Here is a 20603-nt window from a genome sequence, read left to right as displayed (position 1 = left end):
CGTTACAGCACCAGGATGGGAACCATCCGGCGCAGGTTGAAGGGAATATCGGTCAGCACGTGGTCACCGTGCTGCAGCCAGCAGTGCGCAGCGAACGGCTGTGTCCTGACCGCGAACACCCAGGCAGGAACGATCCCGTACTTCGACAGGAATTCCCTCATCGCCAGGCAGTAGAGAAAGCACTCGTCGGTCTTCCTGAAGGCGACGGGCCGGAGCCAATCGAACACCCGGACCAGGAAGGCCAGCTCCTGGAGGCTTGCCGCTTTGCCTTGGGCGATGTCGGCGCGCCTGCGGGCCGATGACACGGTGGCGCTGAAAGGCAGGACCGCCCTGCAGCACGCGGCATGGGCAGCCGACGCCACGAACCTTCCCACGTCGCGCGCGGTGATCTTCGGGCATCCCCTAGGCTCACCCTCGCGCACCCAGTGCCGTGGCAGTTCCAGACTGGGGCTGGCGGCGGACTTGCCCTGACGTGGATCCCGGGTGATCAGCTGGCGATCGATCAGCGACTGGAGGAGCTTTGGCATCCGTTGCCCATCGGGGGGCAAGGGCCAGTCGAGAACCAGGCCTCCCAGGCTTGCGGCGCCACGCCTGTCGATGGAGAGATATTTTCCCGTGCCCTGGTCAAGGATCACCATCGCATCAGCGGTGACGCAGACATGCGCCTGCTTCGACAGGAAATAGGGGGCGGCGCCCTGCTCCATCACGTGCTCTCCTGCCCTGGGACCAAGAAGCGGTGCATGCAGGGCATGCACCGCAGTGACTGCATTGCGCGGCAGATCAGGGCGAGGTGGTCGGGAAGACGCCATCCCACAACGTGCCGTGGTTGTGCGCCTTCGTTTCCGAAACCACCGAGCCCAGCTCGATCAGTTCACCACCCACACCCTGTCCTTCAGGGTTCTGCTGTCCTGCCACTACACCCAGCTCAATCAGCTCGTTCATGAACATCTCCTCTAGTCAGTGGATGTATCCAGACGTTGCATTGGATACGGAGCAGCCAAGCCACCATCGCCACGCACGTTGCAGGGCGATTGCCGTCAAGGCACCGAAATGTTACGATATAACATATTATTTTGGCGTGACGAATGGCGCGGCCTGCTGGCCGTTGATGCAATCCCCGGGGTGGAGAATGGATGAGCAGCGAGATCACTGACGACGGCCTGGACGCGACCGTTCTATTGAAGGGACTGTTTCCGCTGCCGGCCTTCGTCCGCTTCATCAGGGAGCGCTGCCCGCCCGGATGTTTCGACGAGGCCGCGCTGGTGGCCGACTGGAAGGCCGCACGCAACGACGTGCATCGCCTGCGCCAGGGCGAGGCGAATGAGGCGGACGCCATTGTTGTCCAGCCGTTGCCCGAGGAGATGATGCCGCTGGCCGATCAGGCGTTGCGGCAACCCTCGATGCACGGCATGACCAGCGTGCTGCCGCGCTCCTGGCAGATGGTCGAGATCGATCGACTGGTGATCTTCCAGGAATGCATCAATCTGCGTCACATCGATCAGTTGGCAGCGGCAATGTCCGCCTCGCCCACCGCGCAGGAGGTGATGCAGCTCGTCTCCCGCAGCGGACCCCATGCACACCCCGGCGTCCGGTTCACCCAGTCCGATGGCAGCTACACCTTTGCGTCCGCATCCAATGACCTGCGCTTCCTCGATGTGGCGACCCTCGATCCGGCCACCATCACCGGTTACGAGCCGTTCGGCGCTGCCAGCCACGCCGTCGTCATCTATCTCGGTTTCAGTGACAACCTGATCAGCGCCACCCGGTTCGGCAAGCGCGTGATCCTGACCAATGGCTCCCACCGCCTGTACCTGCTGCGCAAGCTCGGCTTCCGCCATGTGCCCTGCCTTGTCACAGATGCATCCGACGGCGACCTCAGCGAGGTTCTGCTGCCGGCGGCGGTCAGGCAGGATCGCGGGTTCTACCTTTCGTCGCCGCGGCCGCCCCTTTTCAAGGACTACGTTGACCCCCGCCTGACCTGTGTCGTGCCGGTCACCCGCAAGCACTACGCCCTGCGGGCAAAGCTCGACCTGCAGAGGATCACGGTTCCGGCGCTGTAGCGCATCGGGCGGAGCACTGGTCAGGGCCGCTGCACGGCAGATGGCCGGATTGCTGAATCACCTGGCGGAACTGTCGAATGACGCCCCCCGCTTGGCCCAATACGCTTCTGATCCTCGACAGAAGAGGATGCCAGCATGCGTGCAACCACACTGATTGCCGAAACCGGACGAAAGGAGCTGCCGATCGTTCATGTCCTGATGGGATTCGTCTGTGTCTGGCACAGGCGCGAACCGCAGCAGGCGGACCATGAAGATTGACAGCGCGCACTTCCCCCTCGCCTTGCTGTGCAGGGCGATGCAGTGGTGACGTCAGCTGTCGAACTGGCGGGTATCGGCGCGGACTACCCCGATCTCGTCGACAGCCCGGTCATGGTGCTGGGCGTGGACCCCATCACCGACGCCTGGGAAATGCCCTTCCATGAGCATCGGAAAGCCCAGCTCCTGGTAGCCACGAGCGGATTGATCACGCTGGAGACCCCTGCAGGCCTGTGGGTCGTCCCGCCACAGGGGGCGATCTGGATTCCCGGAGGGCTGTCCCATCGGGCCAGCAGCACGGGAAAGCCGCATGGCTTCGTTGTATTCGTGGAGCCTGGGGCTATCGCTGGATTGCCGACACACTGCCTCGCAATGGCGATCAGTCCATTCATGCGTGCCCTGCTTGAACGAACCTCACAGCTTCCCTGGCGGTACGCAGCCGGCAGTGCGGACGCTCGCCTGATGGCTGTGCTTCTGGACGAACTCATCGCGGCACCGCCGGAATGGCTGCACCTGCCCATGCCCTCCGACCCAAGGCTGCGGAAGCTGGCCAATGCGATGCTGGCCGCCCCGGCCGAGCGGGCCACGCTTGAGATGTGGGCGAGCCGGATTGGAATGAGCGAGCGCAACATGTCCCGCCTGTTCTCCGGCGAGACGGGTCTGAGCGTGAGGCGCTGGCGCAGACAGCTGCATGTGGTGGTCGCGTTGCCGATGCTGGCCAAGGGCCGTACGGTGCAAGCCATTGCCGATGACCTGGGATACGACAGTTCGGGCGCGTTCGTGACCATGTTCCGAAAGACGGTGGGCGCCCCGCCCAAGCGATTCCTTGCCGAACGGGGTGCCCGGCTGCGCGGACCAGGCGCTGAAACCCAGGCGGTGCGGGAGCCTCCGGCTCCCGCATCGTCAGTGACCGCCCTGCCCCTCAGCGCTGGTAATCCTTGAGGAACAACCAGGTGATCAACGTGGCATCCGGGCCCTTCGGGTCGGTGAACGGCAAGCCCGACTGGCTGCCACTCCACGCATGCCCCATGCCCTGTACCACATAGTGCTGTGCCAGCGTGCGACCGCCATAGGCATAGGTGTCCACCGTATAGGCACGCCCACCCGGCACCTGGCCATGGTAGGTGCTGGTCGGCACGTACTTCACCGAGTCGTTGTCCTGGCCGTCATCGGCCAGGTCGTTGGTCTGCAGGAACTGGCGCACCGCCTGCTGGCCGTTCACCGGGTTGACGGTGAGGTCGGCGCTGCCATGGAACACCAGCACCGGCAGCGGGCGCGGCGACGGTGAGCCCGAGCACTGCCAGGCCAGCCGACCGTTGCTGTCCGGCGAATAGATGCTGCCGGCCAGCAACGCGTAGGCGCTGCCGGAAATGGTGGTCGCACCCTTGAACATGCCGCCGGAATGGATGGCACCAGCGGCGAACACGTCCGAATAGCAGGCCAGCATGATCGAGGTCATAGCACCGCCGGCGGAAATGCCGGTGACGTAGACCCGGTGCGGATCGACGCTGTAACCGGCCTTCACCTTGTCCACGATGCCGGCCAGGATCGACGCCTCGCCGCTGTCACGGGCCTGGTTGATCGGCAGCTGCCAGTTCCAGCAGCGCGCCGGGTTGGAGGTCACGTTCTGGCGCGGATAGACCACGATGAAACCTTCGGTGTCGGCCACATCGTTGAAGCCGGAGGCCTCGCCCATCAGGTTGGGGCCGTTGACGCAGCCGTGCAGCACCAACAGCAACGGCAGCGGCTTCTGGTCGCTGTAGCCGGCAGGCACCCAGACCTGGTACTCGCGGGCGCCGAACAGGTTTCCGTACAGGCCGATGTCCCAATGCCCGGCAGCGCCCGCGGCGAGCACGGTGCCTGTCGACGCCAGCCAGCAGCACAGCGCCAGCAGTACCGCCTTGATCGAATCGATTCCGGATTTCATGGCCAGATCCTCATGCGTGAGTCGTGGATGAAGTGGTACCGGGGAGCGCGTCCGGCTGGGGGCACGCCCAGTATCCGCATCCGGCGGCCACTGCCGACTGGACCTAGGTCCACTCGCCGCTGCCGGATGACACCGCTAGCCTTCGCTGCAGGGGTGGCAATGGGCCATCTGTGAGCACTTGCCTGGGGGAGGACCGGATGAAACGGAATTGTTTGAGTCTCATGATCGGCGCACTGCTGGCCTCCGGGCCGGTACTGGCACAGGACACGCCAGAGGCCGTGCCGGCGGCAGGCAGGACCGCTTCACCCACGAACCTGGACAGCATCAAGGTCACCGCACGCAAGCGCGAGGAAACGCTGCAGGAGGTGCCGGTTGCCGTCACCGCCTTCACCTCCGAGGCTCTGGACAGGATGAATGTCCAGGACATCAGCGACCTGGATGCGCAGGTACCGAACCTGACCATCTACGCCGCCCGTGGCGCCAGCAGCACGGTTACCGCCTACATCCGCGGCATCGGCCAGTCCGATCCCACCTGGGGCGCCGACCCGGGCGTAGGCATCTATCTGGATGACGTTTACATCGCGCGGCCGCAGGGGGCGCTGCTGGACGTGTTCGATGTCTCGCGCATCGAGGTGCTGCGCGGCCCGCAGGGCACGTTGTACGGCAAGAACACCATCGGTGGGGCGATCAAGTACATCTCGCGCGGCCTGCCCACCAAGACCGAGGGCTTCGCCCAGGTCACCGTGGGCAACTACAGCCAGCTGGATGCCAAGGCAGCCATCGGCGGTCCGATCGGCGGTGCCGACAGCGGCCTGCGTGCCCGCGTGGCGGTGGCCAGCATGAACCACGATGGATTTGGCGAGAACACCTTCAACGGCCAGCCAGTCAGCGACAAGCAGATCAACGCGGCGCGCGTGAACCTGGGGGCGTACGCCGGCGATGACTTCGACGTGCAGTTCGCACTGGACTGGATCGACGACCAGTCCGGCATGCGCGGCTCGAAGATGCTGGCGCCCAATCCGTTCCTGCGCGCCTACCCGCCGATGGACAGCCGTTACGACATCCGTTCGGGCATGCGCAATCTCAACAACGTGGAAACCAAGGGCGCCTCGGCCACGGTGAACTGGCGACCGAACGACGACATCGCCGTGAAGTATGTGGTGGCCAAGCGTGAGTCGGACAGCGAGGCCAACATCGACTTCGACACCACGCCGATCAAGCTGGCCGACGTGGGCGGCACCTACCACGACGAGCAGGTCAGCAACGAGGTGCAGCTGAACTACGATGCCGGCGGACGGGTGCGCGGCGTGGTCGGCCTGTACCAGTTCAGTGGCGAGGCCGGCGGCCAGATCCAGAACAACTACTTCAGCGCCCAGTTCGCCGACAACCAGGGCAAGGTATTGACCGACAGCATCGCGCTGTACGCGGACTGGACGTTCGACCTGACCAGCAGGCTCAAGCTTGATGTGGGTGCCCGCTACACCGACGAGGACAAGCGCGCGATCGTGCTGAACCGCCTCTATGCTGACCCGGGCTTCAGCCGGCCGGTGGCGGTGACGGCGGACTTCGACAAGAAGACCAACTTCAAGAACGTCTCGCCCAAGGTTTCGCTGGACTACCAGATCACCCCGGACATCATGGTCTACGGGCTGGCCACGCGCGGTTTCAAGTCGGGCGGCTACAACATCCGCGCCAACGCGGTGGCGGTGCCACGCTCGGCCGAGCCCTTCGACGATGAGACCGTGGACAGCTACGAGGTCGGCAGCAAGATGGCCTTCTTCGACCAGCGCCTGTTCCTGAACCTGTCGGCGTTCTACAACAAGTACAAGGATATCCAGCTGTCGGTGTTCACCGGCCTGGACACCAATGGCGATGGCATCGACGATTCCTTCTTCGGCGACTTCACCAATGCCGGCGCCGGCACCGTCAAGGGCCTGGAAGTCGAGTACCAGTACCTGCCCAGCCAGCACTGGCTGATCTCCGGCAACCTGGCTTGGCTGGACACGAAGTACGATGAGTACATCGATCGCGGCGTCAACGTCGCCAGGCAGATGAAGTTCACCAATGCGCCCGAATTCTCGGGTGCATTGAACGTGGAGTACCGCACTGACCTGGCCAACGGCAGCAACCTTTCTGCACGGGTCAGCTACAGCTACCAGAGCGAGGTCTGGCCCACCACCGACCTGAGCCCGGTGATCCGCCAGGACGGCTATGGACTGGTCAATGCCGGTGTGATCTGGCGCCTGGATGACGCCTGGACCTTCTCGCTGCAGGGCACCAACCTGGCCGACAAGGAATACCGCACCACCGGTTACAACATCCCGGCGGTCGGCACGCTGATTGGCTTCTATGGCCCGCCGCGCCAATATAGCCTCAGCGTCCGTTACGATTTCTAGCGCATCCGTTACGATTTCCAGGAAGCCCCTGCATGATGCAGTCCTACGTAGATCTGTACTGGAACAGCAATGATGGCCTGCGCCTGCATGCGCGCGACCATGCACCGGGTACCGGAACGGCACCGCGCGGCACCGTGGTCTGCATTCCCGGCCTGACCCGCAATGGTGCCGATTTCGATGCGCTGGCCGATACGCTCACTGCCGGCGGTTGGCGCGTGATCGCGGTCGACCTGCGGGGGCGCGCGGGGTCGGAGCGTGCTCATGATCCCACCAGCTACAACCCACGCACCTATGCCGACGACCTGGTAGCGCTGCTGCGCTCGCAGAACATCGACAGGGCGGTGTTCGTCGGCACCTCGCTGGGCGTACTGGTGACCATCACCCTCGCCTCGCGCGCGCCGGAGCGGATCGCTGGTGCGGTCCTCAACGATGCCGGCCCCAAGGTGCCGCGCGAGGCGCTGGCACGGATCGGCAAGTACGCGGGCAAGCCGGTGCCGCCGATGGATCTCGAGCAGGCCACTGCCTATGTGGCATCGATCGGCAAGGCCGCGTTCCCGCGCTTCAGCACCGATGACTGGCGACAGATGGCGGTGCGTACCTTCCGCACGCGCAGCGATGGACTGCTGGAACTGGACTACGACCCGGCGGTGATCCGCACCACGCGACCGTGGGTGCTGTGGCTGCTGCGGCCGGTGCTGTGGCGCGCGGTGCGCGGGCTGACCTCGCGCGTGCCGGTGCTGGTGGTGCGTGGCGCCCTGTCCGACATCCTGCCGGCCGACGTTGCACGGCAGATGGCGGCGACGTCGGAGAGTGCCCGGCTGGTGGAGGTGCCGGATGTCGGCCACGCGCCCATGCTGTCCGAGCCTGAGGCGCGCGGTGCGATCCTGGCCCTGCTGGAGCGTGTGGAATGAGCCCACAGGGCAACGACGCCGCCCTGCCGGCCGCCCTGCAGGCGTTGCAGCAATGGGCGGCCAGCGAGCGGCTGAGTGGCGCCACCCGCATCGCCCAGTCGCGCATCGACGCTTTCGCCGATGCCACCGGCGACCACAACTGGATCCATGTCGATCCGGCGCGGGCGCAGGCACAGCTGGCGGGTGGGCGCACCATCGCGCATGGCTTCCTGCTGCTCTCACTGACCGTGGAAGACGACGTGGCCGCCCTCGCCGGCTTCCCCGGCATCGCCCACGTGCTCAACTACGGTTTGAACAAGGTGCGCTTCCTGGCGCCGGTGCCGAGCGGTTCGAAGGTGCGCGTCCGCTCGCGGCTGCTCTCGCTGGAGCTGCGCCAGCCCGGGCAGTGGCTGCTGACCCAGCACAAGAGTGTCGAACGGCTTCCCGATGGTGATATGGCACTGGTTGCCGAGCAGTTGTCACTGATCGTGCTCGCGGCCTAGCGCTGCCGCGCCCGGCTTCTGCCTACACTGGAGCGATGTTGACGCCCTCTTTCGTGCTGCTGGCCTGCATTGCGTGGACCGCACTGCTGTTTGGCGTGGCCCTGTGGGGCGAGCGCCGGGGGCATCGGCTTTCGAAGGCATGGCCGCTCATCTACGCACTGTCCCTGGCGGTGCACTGCACCGCATGGACGTACTACGGCGCGGCGTCGCAGGGGCTGCAATGGAGCTTCCCCATTCCACCCACCCTCGCTGGCATGGCGCTGATCTTCGCGTTCGGCCTGCCCTTCCTGCTCCGCCTGGGGCGACTGGCCAAGCAGCACAACAGTGCCACCATCGCCGACCTGGTGGTCGCACGGCTGCGTGCGGATCGTGGCCTTGGCTTCACCATCACCCTGGTCGCGCTGCTCGGCATCATTCCCTACATCGCGCTTCAGCTGAGAGCGGTCAGCCAAGGGCTGGGGGCACTGTTGGGTGATCGTTTCACAGCTGCGGGCTGGCAGCTGGACATGTCCTTCTGGTTCGCATTGACGATGGCCGCCTTCACCCTGCTGTTCGGTGCGCGCAAGGCATCGGCCACCGAACCGAACCGCGGCATCGTGGTCGCTCTGGGTCTGGAATCGGTATTGAAGCTGACCGCGCTGCTGGCCATCGGCCTGTATGCCGCGCTGTCGGTGCACGCGGCCGGCACGCCGCTGCTGGAAAAGATGGCACAACTGCCGCCACCGGCCATCGTGCCGGACTATCTCACCATGGTTGCGCTGGGCGCCATCTCTGCATTCACCCTGCCGCACCAGTTCCATGTCGGCGTGGTCGAGCTTCGCCAGACCTCGGACCTGAAGACGGCACGCTGGATGTTCCCGGTCTACCTGCTGCTGATCGGGCTGCCGTCGGTGCCGATGGCATTGGCCGGTGCGGCGCAGCTGCCGGCATCGGTATCGCCCGACCTGTATGTGCTGGCCCTGCCCCAGGCCGGTGGTCATCACCTGCTGGCACTGCTGGCCTACCTGGGCAGCCTGAGCGCGGCCACCGGCATGATGATCCTCTCGGGGCTGACCCTGTCGATCATGCTTGGCAACCATGGATTCGGGTCGCACCTGCTCGGCGGCATCGGCGGTGTGGCCAATGCCGACCTGCGCCCGCGTGTCCTGGCGTTCCGACGTGCCGGCATCCTCGCCGTGTTCCTGATGGCGTGGCTGTACAGCCGCGCGATGAGCGATACCGAGGCACTCAGTGATTTCGGCCTGATGTCCTTCACCGCCCTCTCGCAGCTGGCGCCCGCGGTGCTGCTGGCCGTGTACCGCCCACGCACGCCTTCCCCGGCCATCATGGCCGGCATCGTGTTGGGTTCGCTGGCCTGGCTGTGGCTGGTACTGCTGCCGATGGTGATCCCGGCAGCGACACCGTCGGCCAGTCCCGATGGACTGCACTGGCTGGCCGTGGTCTCGCTGCGCGTGCAACCCGGCCATATCGCGATCAGCATGGGCGCCAGCCTGGCGATCAACCTGCTGACGGTTGCCCTTGTGTCGCGCGCCGTGCGTCCGCCGCTGCCCCGGAGGCGGGATGCGGTGGCTGCCGCTTCCCTGCGCAGGACCGCCGGGCGCTTCCTCGGCCAGGAGCGTGCGCGCCAGCTGCTGGAGGGCCACGCCGGGCAGATGCTGGATGATGACCGGGTTACCGCCGTCGAGCGTGAGCTGACGGCCGTGGTGGGCGCAGGCATGGCACGGCTGCTGGTCGAAGCCGCACGCGAGGGTGGCGCCGCGCCGCTGGATGCGGTGACACGCGCCGTTGGCGAAGCGACCCAGGTGCTGCGCTTCAACCAGCGCCTGCTGGAAGCCGCACTGGAAAACATGAGCCAGGGCATCAGCGTGGTGGATGCACAGCTGCAGCTGGTGGCCTGGAACAGCCGCTACGCCGCGTTGTTCAGGTTCCCGCCGGAACTGCTGCAGGTCGGGCAACCCGTGGTCAACCTCACGGCATGGGCGCTGGACCAGCTGAAGATCGGTGAAAGCCCCGGTGACACACCCGACAAGGCGCTGCAGCGCCGCGTTGCACACATGCGGCGTGGCACGCCTCACCTGTCCGAGCGGGTTTTTCCCGACGACACCATCGTCGAGATCCGCGGCAACCCGATGCCGGGTGGCGGCTATGTGGCCACCTTCACCGATGTCACGGCGTTCCGCCGGGCGGAAGATGCACTCAAGCGCAGCAATGAAACCCTCGAGCACCGCGTGCAGGACCGCACGGCACGGCTGGAACAGGCAGTGCAGGAAGCCGAGCGCGCCAATGTGGCGAAAACCCGCTTCCTGACTGCCGTAGGCCACGACCTTATCCAACCCCTGCATGCCGCGCAGCTGCTGACCGATGCGATGTCGCAGCACATCGAATCGGAGTTCCTCGACAGCTTCCTGCGCCAGATCCGTGGTGCACTGGATTCCACCGATGACCTGCTGTCGGGCCTGCTGGACATTTCTCGACTGGAAGCCGGTGGGCTGGTGGCCGATCCTCGACCGTTCGCCGTGTCGAACGTACTGGATCCGCTTGCACAGGAGTTCGCCGTGCTCGCGGCCGCCCGCGGCCTGCAGTTCGGCTATGTACGAAGCCACGCCTGGGTTCACAGCGATCCGCTGCTGCTGCGCCGGGTGCTGCAGAACTTCCTGGCCAATGCCATCCGCTACACCCGCCGTGGCGGCGTGCTGCTGGGGGTGCGCCGCCAGGGCCAGAGGCTGTCGATTGGCGTGCATGACACCGGCCCCGGCATTGCACCGGAGCAACAGGCGGTGGTCTTCGAGGAATTCCACCGGATCGATCGCAGCAATGGCCAGGGCCTGGGGCTTGGCCTGACCATCGCACACCGTATCGCCGGTCTGCTGCATGCCCCCCTGCACCTGCGCAGCGTGCCGGATCGCGGCTCGACCTTCTCGCTCAGCGTGACACGCGCTGAGCGTCCGGAAGCACCGCGCAGCGGACCCATGGTCAATGGCAGCACCGCCCTCAAGGGCATCCGCGTGCTGGTGGTGGACAACGACCCGGTTGCGCTGGAGGCGATGCGCCAGCTGCTGCACTCCTGGGGCTGTGATGTCATTGCGGCAACCGGCGCCGATGTGATCGAAGCATCAGCGCATGAGGCCGCGCTGTGGCTGTTCGACTATCACCTGGATGACGGCGATACCGGTGTCGCGTTGTGGAAGCGACTGACGGCCATGCATGGGCTGCGACCGACAGTGATCCTCAGTGCGGACACCGGCAGCGCGACGCGCGATGCAGTCCGTGGCGCGGGGCTCTCTTTGTTGAGCAAGCCGTTCAAGCCGCTTGCACTCCGCTGGGCGATCAACCACCTGCTGGCCGCGAGCACTGCGGCCACGCCCTGATCCATCAGGGCCCAGGCGCTTCTTCGATCTGCCGGGAGGGATCGGCCAGTCCCATTTCGTGCAGTACGCGGATGGCCTGCGCGCGGTTGCGTACCCCCAGCCGCTCCATGATGCGCGTCATGTGTGCCTTGACCGTGCGCAGCTGCACACCCAGCCGGTCAGCAATCTGCTTGTTGAGCAGCCCTTCGGCCACCAGGCCCAGCACCTTGTACTGGTGAGCGGAAAGGCTGGCCAGCCGCGCGGCCAGGTCGGCGTCCCTGCTGAACGGCGCCACGCGCGCCACCGGCTCACGCAGAAGGGCCGGAATCCAGCGTTCGCCCTCCAGTACCGACTGCAGCGCCGCCTGCAGCTCGTGCAGGCCCGAGCTCTTGGGCAGATAACCGGCCGCGCCAAGGTCGATGGCACGCCGGATCACCTGCGGTTCCTCATTGGCCGATACGATGATGATCGCCAGCCCCGGCTGCAGCGCACGGATGGTCGCCAGGCCTGCAAGCCCGTGGTTGCCCGGCATGTGCAGGTCCAGCAGCATCAGGTCGATCGACTGGCCCTCAAGCGCATCGAGCACGCTGTCCAGCGAATCGGCTTCGCGGATCTGCAGGTCGGCGACCGCCTCTTCGGCCGCGCGATGCAGCGCCGCGCGGAACAAGGGATGGTCGTCGGCGATGAGCAGGGTCGGCATGTCCAGGCGAGATTAGCAAATCGCCCGCGGCTGGGCACAGGTACCTAGGTACGCTGGTGCAGGACGGCAGGATGGCTAGTGTGGCGTAGAGACGTCCAGTGACCGACACGCCCTCCACAAGGACCCCCCATGTCATCCACCTCGACCTCCGACGCCCATGCGTACCCACTGCTGATCAAGCAGCTGTTGCTGATGCCGCTGGCGGTAAGCCCGGAACAGGAAATCGTCTACGGCGAGCATGTCCGCTTCGACTATCGCACCCTGCAGGCACGCATCGCGCAACTGGCCGGCCTGCTGACCTCGCTGGGCGTGAAGCACGGCGATACCGTGGCGGTGATGGACTGGGACAGCAACCGCTACCTGGAGGCCTACTTCGCGGTACCGATGATCGGCGCGGTGTTGATGATGGTGAATGTACGCCTGGCGCCCGAGCAGATCGCGTATACGCTGAACCACAGCGGCGCACGGGTCATCCTGGCAAACCGGGACTTCCTGCCGTTGCTGGACGCCATCGGCGATCAGCTGCCCGACCTGCACACGCGCATCCTGCTGGATGATGCGGGTGGCGCACTGCCACCGGGCTTCGTTGGCGAGTACGAAGCAGGGTTGCGCCAGGCCATGCCGCTCAACCGCTTCCCGGACTTCGACGAGAATTCCCGTGCCACGGTGTTCTACACCACGGGAACCACCGGGCGGCCCAAGGGTGTCTATTTCACCCACCGGCAACTGGTGCTGCATTCGCTGTCGGCGATGGCCGCACTTGGCAGCGCCCCCCGCCAGGGACGCCTGCATCGCGACGATGTCTACATGCCGATCACCCCGATGTTCCACGTGCACGCGTGGGGCCTGCCCTACGTGGCCACGCTGATGGGCATCAAGCAGGTCTACCCGGGCCGCTATCTCCCCGCCAACCTGCTGGCACTCATCGCCCGCGAGAAGGTGACCTTCTCGCATTGCGTGCCGACCATCCTGCACATGCTGCTGGAGCACCCGGACGCTGCGCAGGCCGATCTGCAGGACTGGAAGGTGATCATCGGCGGCGCCTCCCTGCCCCGCGCGCTCGCGCAGCGTGCATTGGCACGGGGCATCGACATCTTCGGCGGCTATGGCATGTCAGAGACCTGCCCGTTGCTCACCATCGCCCAGATCGATGTGGATACCGTGACCGATGCCGATGAGGTGCTGTCACTGCGGACCAAGGCCGGCCTGCCGGTGCCGCTGGTGGACCTGCGCATCGTCGATACGGACATGGCGGATGTTGCCCACGACGGCATCGCCACCGGGGAAGTCGTGGCGCGCGCACCCTGGCTCACCCAGGGCTACCTGCATGATCCGGAGGCCTCGGCGTCGCTGTGGGCCGGCGGCTACCTGCATACCGGTGACATCGGCAACATCGATGAGGGCGGCTACCTGCGCGTGACCGACCGCATCAAGGACGTGATCAAGACCGGCGGCGAGTGGATTTCCTCGCTTGCACTGGAAGACATCATCGCGCTGCATCCAGCCGTCAGCGAGGTCGCCGTGATCGGCATCAGCGACACGAAATGGGGCGAGCGGCCGTTGCCGCTGGTGGTCAGGCAGGCGGGCAGCGAGGTGACCGAAGCGGAGATCATCGAGCTGGTCGCGGCACGCAGCCGCTCGGGGGATATCTCGCGCTTTGCGATCCCCGAGCAGGTCCGGTTCGTTGATTCGATCGAGCGGACCAGTGTGGGCAAGATCAACAAGAAGCGATTGCGTGTGCTGCATGATCCGAGGATGGAAGCCGGTTGAGGCGGCTGCACCCCAGCTCAGTGCGACGCGTCCCCGAGCAGCGCCCAGACGGACACCAACCAGGCAATCCCCAGCCCCAACAGCCCGCGCTGGCCGGGCATGCTCGTGGATAGCGGGCTTCGGTACTTGGATGCACCAAAGGGGCCGTTTGGATTCAGGCCTGCACTGCCGGTGCGCCCTGCTCGGCAGGATCGCGTGCCTGCTACTGGTTGGCCAGGGCATTCACCCCATGCTTGAGCAGCAGGTCGCGCTTGCGGTCGGGATCGCGTTCGTTGTATTCCAGCGTGCTCAACGGCCAGCGCTCGAAGGTGCGGCACATGCCAGCCGGTTCAGTGAAGGCGGTGACCTGCCTGGCCCAGTCGACGTTGCGCGGATCGACACCCCGATCAAGCCACTTCTCCACGTCCTGGCTCGTGCCGTGACGCAGGGCCGCATCGAGCGCAAGCAGGCCGATCGCGCGGCGTTCCGTACCCGGTAGCGCCTTGCTCCAGGCGGCCTCCGCCACGGCCTGGAGAAACTTGTGACGTGCCTCGCTGACCGCAGGCAGCCCTTCGCTGCCCTTCCCTTCGATCACATTGGTCCGCACCAGGCAGAGCAACTTGGCGGGACTCAGCGTCGGCGCGTTTTCTTCCAGGGCGGCCAGCAAGGGCGCTGGATCGTCCTGCTCGATCGCAGGTTCCAGACGAGCACGGTGCGCTGCCATCGCTTCGAACTTCGCCTCTTGGGCGGCCAACTCCTCGCTGGACACCGCCAGCGGGTCGAACAACGGTGAGTCGTAACCAGCGAAGAAGCTGACAACATTGAGGCATGCACCGGACAACAGCACCAGGATGAGACCGAACCGCCGCACACCAGCACGCATGGCAACCGCCGCCGTCACCGTGGCACCCAGCAGCACAGCAACCACCGCGCACAGCAGCAGGATCGGCAGCAGCATCATCAGCCCCATTCCTGCGTAGGCTCCGTGTGGCCTGGCCAACGGCAACAGTGCCGAGATGAGGTAGGTCAGCACGGCCACTGCGAACATGGCGGCGAATGTCAGCAACCAGCGGTTGAGCGCTCCGCGAGCCGCAGGATGTGATGCAGGCGTTGGCATGCCCATCCGGTCATCTCCTGAGCCGGCGATCCGTCACCGGCACTTGATTCAGTCTAGTCCACCTCTACCTTCACAGCCCACTCCTGGCGATCACGCGCCGTATCACGGCACTCATACGGCGCGGTACCACTTCAATGCAGCGGCACCTTCAGCACCGAAGGTGCGTTGGCTGGCGAGCTGAAGGTCACCGTGCCTCCCAACTGGCTGATGCCCGAGTAGCGCAGATCCACCGTATCAACCACCAGGGTCAGGCGGCTGCCAGCCGGAATGTTCCAGCTGCTCGCTTCCAGGCGCAGGTCCAACGTCTTCGGCTGGCCCGGCGTGGCGCCGCGCAGCGTGTAGGGCTTATGGCTGATCAGCTGGCCGTTGCCCAGCACATCCTCCGCATACAGGTAGGCATACAGCGTGGTGTTGGCGCGGCTGGGCGTGACGGTCAAGCGCACCTCCGGCGCGCCGTCCAGGCGACGTGCACTCCATTGGACCGGCCCTTGCCAGACGCCGGCGGCGTTTCGGCCCACGAACGGAACATAGGCGCCTGGCGGCAGATTGATCATCTGCAGCGCGCCGGAGGCCATCGCCACGCCCGAGTTGGCGGCGGTCAGCAGGCCACTGCCGATACGGTAGTTCCAGCCGGTGCTGCTTCCGCTCTCGGCCAGGCCGCCGGTGGGCAGCAGCAGTCCTTTGGGTGCGGTAAGCGCATAGCTGATGGCGCCGGCATTGGTCGCCTGCCAGTTCGGATACGTGCTCCAGCTGCCCTTCTGCGACTTCAGCTGCACCGCAGGCTGCCGGTCGATGCCATTGGCTTCACCCTTGAGGTAGTGGTCGAACCAGTCGCCAACCGAGTCATAGACCTCGTTGGGAATGCCCAGTGCGCCGAAGGCTTCGTTGAGCGCGTGGTCGCCATGGCGCAGCTGCAGCTGCTTGGGGCCCTTCAGGCGGTTGAAGAAGTCCACCAGCTGGCCCGGGGGGAACAGGCTGTCGTTGAAGGCGTTGGCCAGGAACACCGCCGGCTGGTTGGCGTTGATCTCATCAATGCTGGCCCCGGGGCTGCGCTGCGCCGCCACAGGCAACAGTGAGTCCACCGCACCCTGGTAGTTGCCCACCAGCACATTGCGGTTGATGGTAGTCAGCTCCGGTCCCGGACGGCCGGTGGCCAGGCCAGCCGCCACCAGCAGCGCGATGCCCTGTGCGCTGGGGGTGTCGTTGCTGTACAGCGAGGCCTGGAGATCGGCCCAGCCACTCAGTGCCGCCACCGCTTTGATGCGCGGGTCGCGTGCTGCGGCCAGCAGGCTGGTGCCGGCGCCGTACGAGATGCCCGAGACGCCAACACGCGTGGGATCGGCCCGGGTGTTGTCCAGCGCCCAGTCGATCAGGGCGCTGACATCCTCGACCGTGGCCGGCCCGGCGATGTCGATGCTGCCGCCCGATTCCCAGAAGCCACGCGAGCTGTAGCTGATCACCACGTAGCCACGGCGCGCCAACGACTGTGCCACCCCCACGTACTCCACGCTGGGCACCGCCCAGCTGCTGGGCATCACCAGCAGCGGGTAGCGGCCATTGCCCGCGTCCTGCGGTTCGATGACGAAGGCCCCGAGAGGCGTTCCATCCCAGCTGGGAATGGTGCGATGGGTGGTCTTGACCGTCGCCGCCCAGGCGGTGGGCGCCAGCCCGGTCAGCAGGATCAACAGCAGCAGAACCTTGCGCATCGTCGTCTCTCCCCGTCGGTGGTGGTGCAACGGGTTGGACCGTACCAGTGCGAATGGTGGCTGGCACCTTGCGACGCAGCATGACGTTTGCTGCATTGTCGTGAACTTTGCACCAATGCTATGACGGAGCCTCCCAAAGGATGGATGGATGCCATGAGGTCCCGGCCGCTCCCGCTTGCCGCCCTGATGCTGGGTGCCGTCGGTCCCGTGTCCGCGGACGGGGCGGAGCTGTCCGACGTGGCCGCCGAGGCGATCTTCGAGGAGGCGCAGATGCTGTGCCAGGCCGACAACGGCCAACTTTGGGGAGCGTCACTGTGTGGGCCGATGATGCTGGTAGACCGCAGCAGCCGACGCGTCACGGCATCCCATGCAGATGCACAGGGCAACCTGCAGGCACGTGGAAAGGTCTTCGTCGGCCAGCTTCCACCCGATGCGATCATCGCCAACACCGCTGTCGACTGGTCCGGCACGCGCTGGACGCAGCTGCTCTGGCCGCTGCCACAGGATGAAGGGCGGCGACGCACGCTGCTGGCCCACGAGATGTTCCATCGCCTGCAGCCCGCGCTGGCGATCGCAGCGCCGGCCGAAGGCGGCAATGAGCACCTCGACACCCTGGAAGGACGCTATTGGCTGCAGCTGGAATGGCGTGCACTTGCCGCGGCCCTGTCAGCGACCGGCCCTGGCGCACAGCGCAATGCGATGAACGATGCGCTCGCGTTCCGTGCTGAGCGTTACCGTCGCTCCCCTGCTGCCGCCCAGGAAGAAGCCGCGCTGGAGTTGAACGAGGGCCTGGCCGAGTACACGGGCGTTCTCGTCGGCAACCCCACGCCTGCTGCACGCATCGAAGCCACACTTCATGACCTCCGCGCGCATGCCGGTGATCGCAGCTTCGTCCGTTCGTTCGCCTATGCAACCGGTCCGGCCTATGGCCTGCTGCTGGACCAGGTTTCGCCCGGATGGCATCGCGATCTCGGCCTCCACGCCCGGGATCTCGGCACACTTCTGGCAGAGCACGCGAGTATCACTCCCTCTACCGACGAATCCGCACTGCGTATCGCCGCAGCGCGTCATGGCGGGCCTGCACTGCGCAGGCTGGAAGTACAGCGCGACCAGCAGCGCCTTGCGCTGCTCGAGCGCAACCGGGCCCGCTTCGTCACAGGGCCGGTACTACGGCTGGATCTTCGCAGCATGCGCATCCAGTTCGACCCAGGCAACATGCAGCCGCTGCCTGGCAGCGGCACGGTGTATCCCACGATGCAGCTCAGCGACGTATGGGGAACGCTGACGGTCACCGACGGAGCGTTGATGCAGAACGACTGGAAGGCCGTGTTCGTCCAGGCACCTGCATCAGGGGAACTGCTGCAAGGCACTGGATGGCAGCTGAGCCTTGAGCCCGGATGGTCGCTCGTACCCGGGGCGCGCCGCGGCGACTACGTGCTGCTTGCACCGCCCTGAGCTAGGCAACGACGGGCATCCCTGCGCCTAGCACGCGTAGGTTGCACCCACGCGCCACCTGATCTGACACATCACCAGTGCTTGCGCGCTGTCACAGCTTCGTCTTTTCGTCGTTGACCGAAAGACGACAGCTTGTGACGCTTACGACACCGCAGGGCCTACGCAGCCCAACAACGCGGTCACGTCCCACCGCAATCCGCTGCACCCGACTCCGCACCGTCTCCCCATGACCTCGCCCTGCCAGGTCGAGGCGGACGGCTGCGCCCTGAACTTCTGCTGGAGAACCGCAATGCGCCTTGCAAGCTTCTTCTTCGCGTTCGTCCTCAGCGCTTTCGCCGGCGCTGCCCAGGCCCAGGTCGTCACCCTCAACAAGGGCGGCTTCGTGCTCACCTACGACTGCGGCATCCACAGCGCCACCCGCTACGAATACACCCTGACCGCAGACACTGGTTCGGCCGCGCGGCCGTCCAGCTTCTACAAGGACCCGGACCTGCCGGCCGGCTGCCTCGGGCAGACCAGCACCGCCTCCTACGCCAGCATCAGGTCCGGCTATGACCGGGGCCATCTGGTGACCTCCAATCACATGGACGACAACGCGACCTACATCCGCCGCGCCAACTACATGACCAATATCGTCCCGCAGGTCTCCAGCTTCAACCAGGGCATCTGGGTGAAGGCCGAGAACGTGGCCGAGTGCTACCGCGACATCGCGCCGGTGGATGTCTACGGTGGCGTGGTCTACGGCGATGCGGCCAACGACTACTTCCTGGCCAGCCATGGCATTCCGACACCGGAGTTCTTCTGGAAGACGATCATCACCCGTGATCCGAACACCGGCACGGCCAAGACGATCAGCTGGATCATCCCCAACGAAGCGAACCTCGGCAGCCTGGACAGCTACCTGGTGACCATCGCCGATCTGGAGGAGCTGCTGGGTGCCAGCTACGTGGCGATCAACGCCCCGGCATCGCTGAAGAACATGCTGCCGGCCACCACCTGGCCGCAACCGGCGGGGTGTGATCTGGGCTGACCGGCCTGCCGGGAATGGGTGGCACCCGGTCCGGGTGCCACGCAAGGATGGCTGTGGGAAAATGGCGGGCAATTGCACCACCTCATTGCCCCCTGGAGCTGTAGATGTCCCGTTTTCCCTTCGATGCCGTGCTGTTCGACTGCGACGGCGTATTGGTTGATTCCGAGCCGCTGGTGGCCCGCGTCCTCTCCGAGATGCTGACCGAACGCGGCTGGCCGTTGACTCCGGCGCAGGCGGGCGAAGTCTTCCTTGGCCAGTCCGTGGCCCACCTGGCCGGGCTGATCGAAGAACGCACCGGCAAGCCGTTCACCGAGGAATGGCTGGAGGAATTCCGCCTGCAGCGCAACGTTGCGCTGGAGCGTGACCTGCAGGCGATCCAGGGCGCACCGGAGGCAGTACGGGCGATCGCAGCGGAAACCGGCGGGCGGATTGCCTGCGCGTCCGGCGCCGATCTGCACAAGGTGCAGCTGCAGCTGGGCAAGGTCGGCATCCTCGATGCCTTCGGCGAGCACGTCTACAGCGGCCAGGACATGCCGAACACCAAGCCGCACCCGGACGTCTACCTGGCGGCGGCCGCGGCACTGGGCGTGGACCCGAAGCGCTGCGCGGTCATCGAAGACACCGTGACCGGCGCAACCGCCGGTGTCGCTGCCGGTGCCACCGTGTTCGGCTTCAGCGAAGGCGGCCCGCACCACAGCACGCCCGAGGCACTGCGTGCGGCCGGTGCGCAGGTGATCTTCCAGCGCATGGAGGATCTTCCGGCGCTGTTGGCGGCCTACGCCGCAGACGCTGCCGCCTGACCCTGGGTCAAGCCGCAGCGCCCTGCCCGGCGCTGCGGCGCTTTCCTGTGTAGTGCAGCGCAAACAGGTACAACCCGGTGAACAGCTGCAGGAACAAGGGCGGCAGCGGCGAATAGGTGATCCACGCCGCAGGCTCGCCCTGCCCCAGCCCGCGCACCACGAAGTTGGCGATCACCGCCAGGGTGAACACGATCGAGGTCCAGCGGTGCACGGGCCGTGCCCAGCCATCGCGGCTCATTGCCGGCGCCTCGCTTCGGAGCGGGCTTCGATCATCTTCCAGCCATTGCCGGACGGGTCACGGAATCCGGCATCGACGGCGCCGTAGCGTTCGACCGGCTCCTGCGTGAACTCCACGCCCTGCGCCAGCCATTGCGCGTAGCACGCCTGGCAGTCGTCCACGGCCAGTACCAGTGGCGGCATTGCGCCCTTGGCCACCAGCTGCTGCAGCGCCTGCGCGGTGGCCGCGTCGTGTGTGGGCGGACCGGGCACGAACAGGCCCAGCTGGAATCCGTCCTGGCCCGGGCTGCGTACCGTCAGCCAGCGGTAGCTGCCATTGCGCACGTCGGTGTGCACTTCAAAGCCGAGCGTGCCGACGTAGAACGCGAGTGCTTCATCCTGGTCGCGCACATACAGGCCGACCGTGTTCACAGTGTTTGTCATGGGACCTC

General features: G+C 65.9%; 18 protein-coding genes. 10 read left to right on the top strand and 8 right to left on the bottom strand.

What is annotated here, in order from left to right:
* Positions 1–2: 2 nt before the first annotated feature.
* Together AC5P88_RS12885 and AC5P88_RS12880 are read right to left on the bottom strand one after the other, a co-directional pair.
* Complete coding sequence (locus AC5P88_RS12885; RefSeq protein ID WP_459047754.1) at positions 3–704, bottom strand: lasso peptide biosynthesis B2 protein; 702 nt, start codon at positions 702–704, stop codon at positions 3–5.
* A gap of 76 nt (positions 705–780) precedes the next feature.
* Positions 781–942, bottom strand: a complete 162-nt coding sequence (locus AC5P88_RS12880; protein WP_164146301.1) for a hypothetical protein — start codon at positions 940–942, stop codon at positions 781–783.
* A gap of 191 nt (positions 943–1133) precedes the next feature.
* Here AC5P88_RS12880 and AC5P88_RS12875 point away from each other — a divergent pair, with 191 nt between their 5' ends.
* Positions 1134–2060, top strand: a complete 927-nt coding sequence (locus tag AC5P88_RS12875) for a ParB N-terminal domain-containing protein (protein WP_106548463.1) — start codon at positions 1134–1136, stop codon at positions 2058–2060.
* 303 nt (positions 2061–2363) lie between these two features.
* The gene (locus tag AC5P88_RS12870) at positions 2364–3257 is read left to right on the top strand and encodes an AraC family transcriptional regulator (RefSeq protein ID WP_258392025.1); all 894 of its coding nucleotides are present in this window, start codon (positions 2364–2366) and stop codon (positions 3255–3257) included.
* Here the strand turns inward: AC5P88_RS12870 and AC5P88_RS12865 are convergent.
* A complete protein-coding gene (locus AC5P88_RS12865) occupies positions 3238–4242 on the bottom strand; it encodes an extracellular catalytic domain type 1 short-chain-length polyhydroxyalkanoate depolymerase (protein WP_106548462.1) in 1005 nt (334 codons plus the stop codon). The two genes, AC5P88_RS12870 and AC5P88_RS12865, sit on opposite strands and share 20 nt — an antisense overlap.
* A 221-nt stretch (positions 4243–4463) precedes the next feature.
* Between AC5P88_RS12865 and AC5P88_RS12860 the strand changes: the two genes are divergently transcribed.
* Genes AC5P88_RS12860 through AC5P88_RS12845 form a run of 4 tightly spaced genes read left to right on the top strand, consistent with a single transcriptional unit; the run spans position 4464 to position 11399 of the window.
* The gene (locus AC5P88_RS12860; protein ID WP_106548461.1) at positions 4464–6638 is read left to right on the top strand and encodes a TonB-dependent receptor; all 2175 of its coding nucleotides are present in this window, start codon (positions 4464–4466) and stop codon (positions 6636–6638) included.
* A 32-nt stretch (positions 6639–6670) separates the two neighbouring features.
* Entirely contained in the window at positions 6671–7549 is an 879-nt protein-coding gene (locus AC5P88_RS12855; protein WP_106548460.1) for an alpha/beta fold hydrolase, read from the top strand.
* Positions 7546–8031: a MaoC family dehydratase gene (locus AC5P88_RS12850; protein WP_495225220.1), complete on the top strand. Its 486-nt coding sequence runs from the start codon at positions 7546–7548 to the stop codon at positions 8029–8031. Before AC5P88_RS12855 ends, AC5P88_RS12850 begins: the two co-directional genes overlap by 4 nt.
* 35 nt (positions 8032–8066) lie before the next feature.
* Entirely contained in the window at positions 8067–11399 is a 3333-nt protein-coding gene (locus tag AC5P88_RS12845) for a hybrid sensor histidine kinase/response regulator (RefSeq protein WP_495225219.1), read from the top strand.
* A 4-nt stretch (positions 11400–11403) separates the two neighbouring features.
* On the opposite strand, the gene AC5P88_RS12840 is transcribed toward AC5P88_RS12845, so the two are convergent.
* Complete coding sequence (locus tag AC5P88_RS12840; RefSeq protein WP_106548457.1) at positions 11404–12078, bottom strand: response regulator transcription factor; 675 nt, start codon at positions 12076–12078, stop codon at positions 11404–11406.
* A 129-nt stretch (positions 12079–12207) separates the two neighbouring features.
* On the opposite strand from AC5P88_RS12840, the gene AC5P88_RS12835 reads away from it, so the two are divergent.
* On the top strand, positions 12208–13848 hold the full coding sequence (locus AC5P88_RS12835) for a fatty acid--CoA ligase (RefSeq protein ID WP_495225218.1): 1641 nt from the start codon (positions 12208–12210) through the stop codon (positions 13846–13848).
* Positions 13849–14050: 202 nt separating this feature from the next.
* Here the strand turns inward: AC5P88_RS12835 and AC5P88_RS12830 are convergent, their stop codons facing one another.
* On the bottom strand, positions 14051–14788 hold the full coding sequence (locus AC5P88_RS12830; protein ID WP_495225217.1) for a hypothetical protein: 738 nt from the start codon (positions 14786–14788) through the stop codon (positions 14051–14053).
* Between the two features lie 287 nt (positions 14789–15075).
* A complete protein-coding gene (locus AC5P88_RS12825) occupies positions 15076–16650 on the bottom strand; it encodes a S15 peptidase family protein (protein WP_106548454.1) in 1575 nt (524 codons plus the stop codon).
* A 144-nt stretch (positions 16651–16794) separates the two neighbouring features.
* Here AC5P88_RS12825 and AC5P88_RS12820 point away from each other — a divergent pair, with 144 nt between their 5' ends.
* The 3 genes from AC5P88_RS12820 (at position 16795) to AC5P88_RS12810 (ending at position 19935) form a co-directional block, all read left to right on the top strand.
* Positions 16795–18105, top strand: a complete 1311-nt coding sequence (locus tag AC5P88_RS12820; RefSeq protein ID WP_495225216.1) for a hypothetical protein — start codon at positions 16795–16797, stop codon at positions 18103–18105.
* 289 nt (positions 18106–18394) lie between these two features.
* On the top strand, positions 18395–19135 hold the full coding sequence (locus tag AC5P88_RS12815; RefSeq protein ID WP_495225215.1) for a DNA/RNA non-specific endonuclease: 741 nt from the start codon (positions 18395–18397) through the stop codon (positions 19133–19135).
* Positions 19136–19239: 104 nt separating this feature from the next.
* Positions 19240–19935, top strand: a complete 696-nt coding sequence (locus AC5P88_RS12810) for an HAD family hydrolase (protein ID WP_495225214.1) — start codon at positions 19240–19242, stop codon at positions 19933–19935.
* Positions 19936–19942: 7 nt separating this feature from the next.
* Here AC5P88_RS12810 and AC5P88_RS12805 read toward each other — a convergent pair whose 3' ends face one another.
* Together AC5P88_RS12805 and AC5P88_RS12800 are read right to left on the bottom strand one after the other, a co-directional pair.
* Positions 19943–20173, bottom strand: coding sequence for a hypothetical protein (locus AC5P88_RS12805; protein ID WP_495225213.1), 231 nt, complete (start codon positions 20171–20173; stop codon positions 19943–19945).
* Positions 20170–20595 carry a VOC family protein gene (locus AC5P88_RS12800; RefSeq protein ID WP_495225212.1) on the bottom strand — a complete coding sequence of 142 codons (426 nt, stop codon included), beginning with the start codon at positions 20593–20595 and terminating at the stop codon, positions 20170–20172. The genes AC5P88_RS12805 and AC5P88_RS12800 overlap by 4 nt, the downstream gene beginning before the upstream one ends.
* Between the last annotated feature and the right edge of the window lie 8 nt (positions 20596–20603).

This window comes from Stenotrophomonas sp. YJH_SMC_8 (assembly GCF_059371315.1).
Note: the sequence above shows the minus strand (reverse complement) of the source record. Positions and strands in the feature narration are given on the sequence as shown.

Coding starts and splice junctions, on each gene's coding strand:
- AC5P88_RS12885 (WP_459047754.1), bottom strand. CDS start 704: ATGGAGCAGGGCGCCGCCCCCTATTTCCTGTCGAAGCAGGCGCATGTC.
- AC5P88_RS12880 (WP_164146301.1), bottom strand. CDS start 942: ATGAACGAGCTGATTGAGCTGGGTGTAGTGGCAGGACAGCAGAACCCT.
- AC5P88_RS12875 (WP_106548463.1), top strand. CDS start 1,134: ATGAGCAGCGAGATCACTGACGACGGCCTGGACGCGACCGTTCTATTG.
- AC5P88_RS12865 (WP_106548462.1), bottom strand. CDS start 4,242: ATGAAATCCGGAATCGATTCGATCAAGGCGGTACTGCTGGCGCTGTGC.
- AC5P88_RS12860 (WP_106548461.1), top strand. CDS start 4,464: ATGATCGGCGCACTGCTGGCCTCCGGGCCGGTACTGGCACAGGACACG.
- AC5P88_RS12855 (WP_106548460.1), top strand. CDS start 6,671: ATGATGCAGTCCTACGTAGATCTGTACTGGAACAGCAATGATGGCCTG.
- AC5P88_RS12850 (WP_495225220.1), top strand. CDS start 7,546: ATGAGCCCACAGGGCAACGACGCCGCCCTGCCGGCCGCCCTGCAGGCG.
- AC5P88_RS12845 (WP_495225219.1), top strand. CDS start 8,067: ATGTTGACGCCCTCTTTCGTGCTGCTGGCCTGCATTGCGTGGACCGCA.
- AC5P88_RS12840 (WP_106548457.1), bottom strand. CDS start 12,078: ATGCCGACCCTGCTCATCGCCGACGACCATCCCTTGTTCCGCGCGGCG.
- AC5P88_RS12835 (WP_495225218.1), top strand. CDS start 12,208: ATGTCATCCACCTCGACCTCCGACGCCCATGCGTACCCACTGCTGATC.
- AC5P88_RS12830 (WP_495225217.1), bottom strand. CDS start 14,788: ATGATGCTGCTGCCGATCCTGCTGCTGTGCGCGGTGGTTGCTGTGCTG.
- AC5P88_RS12825 (WP_106548454.1), bottom strand. CDS start 16,650: ATGCGCAAGGTTCTGCTGCTGTTGATCCTGCTGACCGGGCTGGCGCCC.
- AC5P88_RS12820 (WP_495225216.1), top strand. CDS start 16,795: ATGGATGCCATGAGGTCCCGGCCGCTCCCGCTTGCCGCCCTGATGCTG.
- AC5P88_RS12815 (WP_495225215.1), top strand. CDS start 18,395: ATGCGCCTTGCAAGCTTCTTCTTCGCGTTCGTCCTCAGCGCTTTCGCC.
- AC5P88_RS12810 (WP_495225214.1), top strand. CDS start 19,240: ATGTCCCGTTTTCCCTTCGATGCCGTGCTGTTCGACTGCGACGGCGTA.
- AC5P88_RS12805 (WP_495225213.1), bottom strand. CDS start 20,173: ATGAGCCGCGATGGCTGGGCACGGCCCGTGCACCGCTGGACCTCGATC.
- AC5P88_RS12800 (WP_495225212.1), bottom strand. CDS start 20,595: ATGACAAACACTGTGAACACGGTCGGCCTGTATGTGCGCGACCAGGAT.